The 3,228-nt window shown below is 61.0% G+C and carries 2 protein-coding genes and 1 pseudogene; all 3 read right to left on the minus strand.

The window, feature by feature from the left end:
• A partial coding sequence (gene tssH, locus DD606_RS24265; RefSeq protein WP_129259346.1) for a type VI secretion system ATPase TssH occupies nt 1-2,337 on the minus strand: 2,337 nt, incomplete at its 3' end.
• Between the two features lie 172 nt (nt 2,338-2,509).
• On the minus strand, nt 2,510-3,001 hold the full coding sequence (gene hcp, locus DD606_RS24270) for a type VI secretion system effector Hcp (protein WP_045347680.1): 492 nt from the start codon (nt 2,999-3,001) through the stop codon (nt 2,510-2,512).
• A gap of 5 nt (nt 3,002-3,006) precedes the next feature.
• A pseudogene (locus DD606_RS24275) lies at nt 3,007-3,228 on the minus strand (OmpA family protein); the annotation flags it as partial.

Here is a 3,228-nt window from a genome sequence, read left to right on the forward strand (position 1 = left end):
CGCCAGCGGACGGTAAATCACCGTCTGGAAGCGCGCCAGCAGCGCGGGCTGGAAGTGGTCCCGCAGGACAGGACGCAGCAGTTCATGCAGGTCCGGCTCTGTCGCCTCCGGCTGTTCCTCCAGCATCTGCATGATGAGGTCGCTGCCGAGGTTGGAGGTCATCAGAATCACCGTGTTGCGGAAGTCAATTTCCCGCCCCTCGCCGTCGCGCATGAAGCCCCGGTCAAAGACCTGGTAGAACAGGTTCATCACGTCCCGGTGCGCCTTTTCCACTTCATCCAGCAGCACCACGCTGTACGGGCGCTTACGGACGGCTTCGGTCAGAATGCCGCCCTGGCCGTAACCCACGTAGCCCGGCGGTGAGCCCTTGAGCTGCGAGACGGTGTGTGGCTCCTGGTATTCCGAAAGGTTGATGGTGATAAGGGACTTCTCGCCGCCGAACAGTTCATCGGCCAGCGCCAGGGCGGTTTCGGTCTTGCCGGTGCCGCTCGGCCCCACAAGCAGGAACACGCCCTGCGGGCCGTTCTCCGGCGCCAGACCGGTTTTGCTGGCGCGCAGGCGCTGCGCAATGGCATTCAGTGCACTGTCCTGACCGACAACGCGTTTCGCCAGACTGTGCTCAAGGCTCAGCAGTTCCGTCTGCTCGTCCTTCATCAGGGAAGAGAGCGGTACGCCCGTCCAGTCGGCGATAACGGTGGCGACGGTACGCGCGTCCACATCCAGCCCCAGCAGCGGGGTATTCTGCTGCACGGCAGTAAGCTGCATCTGAAGGTCCGCAATCTCTCCCTGGCGGGAGATATCCGTGCGGCAGGCAAGCAGTTCTTCCGTGAGTTTCAGCTCCTGGCCGTACCGGGTTTCCCGTTCGTCGAGCTGCAAAATGATGGCGACTTCTTCCTCTCCGATGGCAGCCAGACGTTCGCCGTGGGCGGTATTGCCCACCGCGATATCCTCCAGCAGCGCCTGCTTTTCCATAGCCAGTGCCGTGAGCTGCGCCTTCATGCGGGTCAGCGGCTCCGGAATAGTGTCGAGGCTCATACGGACACGGGCAGAGGCGGTATCCAGCAAATCCACCGCCTTGTCCGGAAGCTGGCGTCCGGTCAGATAGCGTCTGGACAACGTGACGGCGGCTTTAACCGCTTCATCGGTAATATGCACGCCATGGTGCTCCGCGTAGCGTGACTTGAGTCCGCGCAGCATCAGGCAGGCGGTGTCGTCGTCCGGTTCATCAACTTTAACCATCTGGAAACGACGCTCCAGCGCGGCGTCGCGCTCAAAGTACTGTTTGTACTCGCTCCAGGTGGTGGCGGCGATGGTTCTGAGCTCACCCCGGGCGAGCGCCGGTTTCAGCAGGTTGGCCGCATCGGCGCCGCCCGCCTGGTTGCCCGCGCCGATAATGGTGTGCGCCTCGTCAATGAAGAGCAGAACCGGCAGGGGTGACTGCTGCACCGCGTCGATGATGTTTTTCAGGCGCTGCTCGAATTCCCCCTTCACACCCGCCCCGGCCTGTAACAGGCCGAGGTCAAGGGTGCGCACCGAGACCGGCTTCAGCGCGTCCGGCACATTGCCCTCATGAATGCGCAGCGCCAGTCCTTCCACGAGCGCGGTCTTGCCGACTCCCGGTTCGCCGACCAGAATCGGGTTGTTCTTGCGCCGCCGGGAAAGAATGTCCACCATCTGGCGGATTTCATTGTCGCGGCCACAGACCGGGTCGATTCTGCCCTCACGGGCGCGGGCGGTGACGTCGAGGGTGAACCTGTCCAGCGCATTCTGCAACGCCGGGTTCAGCTCTCCTTTTATATCCGCATTCACCGGACGGCCGACAAACTCCACCTCATCCCCCTGCGTAAGCTCCGCTTCCTGCTGCACCTCCGGGCGTTCATCCGACTGCGCATCCAGAAGTCCACGCAGGCGCTCAAGCTGGCTCTGCGCCAGCGTCAGCAGCGGCCACAGGCCGTCGCAGCGCAGCAGTTTCGGTTTTTCCACCAGAGCCATCAGGAGGTGAATGCTGCGGATATGTTCTTCCCCCGCCAGCGAGGCGTGCAGCCAGGCGTCCTGCATCAGTGCCTGCACGCCCTCCGAAAGCTGCGGACGGCTGCGCACTGACCGTGGCAGGCTGTCCAGAAAACCCAGCATATCCTGCCATATCGTATCCATATCCCATTCGTAGCGCCGCGCCAGCACCGTCAGGTCGCCCTCACCCTGCTCCAGCAGTTTCAGCAGCCAGTGCTCAGGCAGTATTTCCGCATGGGCGCGGGTCTGGCACAGGGAAGCGGCCCCTTCCATCGCGCGGGCACAGTAAGGATTAAGACGGCGTAACAGGATGGCTGGATTTTCCATGAGACTCTCTCTTTATCAGTTCCGGGCACGCTACCGCCCGTCGCTGTTCCCTGTTATTCAGGAACCCAAAGCGCATCAGGTCGGGCAGGCAGATTGTGTTTTTCTTTGCACAGCGTCCGTGCATACAGACGCTGTGCAAAAAATTGCGGACAGGGCCCTGTCCGCATGCGACTTACGCGGTGGCGCGTTCGTTCCAGGAATCGGAATGAATGATGTTGCCGTCCTTGTAGGTCCAGGTGATTTTTTCGTAGCGCAGTTCAACCTGCTCGAGGTGGTTATGCTTCTCGAAAGCAGGATCCTTGATGTCGTGCATCTTCGGATTCACTTTCACCAGCTTCACGTTCTCAAGCTTCGTGTTGAAGTACTCCACTTCCTGGCCTGCGTCATTGATTCTGTACCATTTGAACTCGGCCGATTTCAGGGTCTGGCCGGTCGTCACCGCCTTGTACAGGTACGGGCTGGAGGAGTCGATTTCCTTGGTGAACAGGAAAGGCGTGTGGATACGGGTGCCGGTCAGCTTGCCGGTATTGTTATCGGTCGGGATGTACAGGTTGTGCTCCTGGGCCACCACTTCGATACTGCCTTCACGATCCTGAACGTCCACGGACCCTTTGATGTCCGCGCCGCCGTCGTCCTTCAGCCACAGATAGACTGGAATTGCCATGTTAATTACTCCGTTACATTGTTATCAGCGCCATCATCCTGCGATGACGCATGGGTCGTGCCCGGCGCCTGGCAGGCATTCGCCTGCGGTACCAGACTGATTTCGACACGGCGGTTCAGCGCACGCCCTTCCGCCGTGTCGTTGGTGGCGACAGGACGGCTTTCACCATAGCCCTGCACCGCAAAACAACTCTCCGGCACGTCGCCGGTATCCCGCATCCAGTCGCG

It is taken from the genome of Enterobacter cloacae complex sp. GF14B (genome assembly GCF_004136805.1).
In the GTDB taxonomy this organism is placed as follows: domain Bacteria; phylum Pseudomonadota; class Gammaproteobacteria; order Enterobacterales; family Enterobacteriaceae; genus Enterobacter; species Enterobacter hormaechei_C.

What these genes read in the sequence shown, in the direction of transcription:
- hcp (WP_045347680.1), bottom strand. Translation starts at nt 3,001, where the DNA reads ATGGCAATTCCAGTCTATCTGTGGCTGAAGGACGACGGCGGCGCGGAC.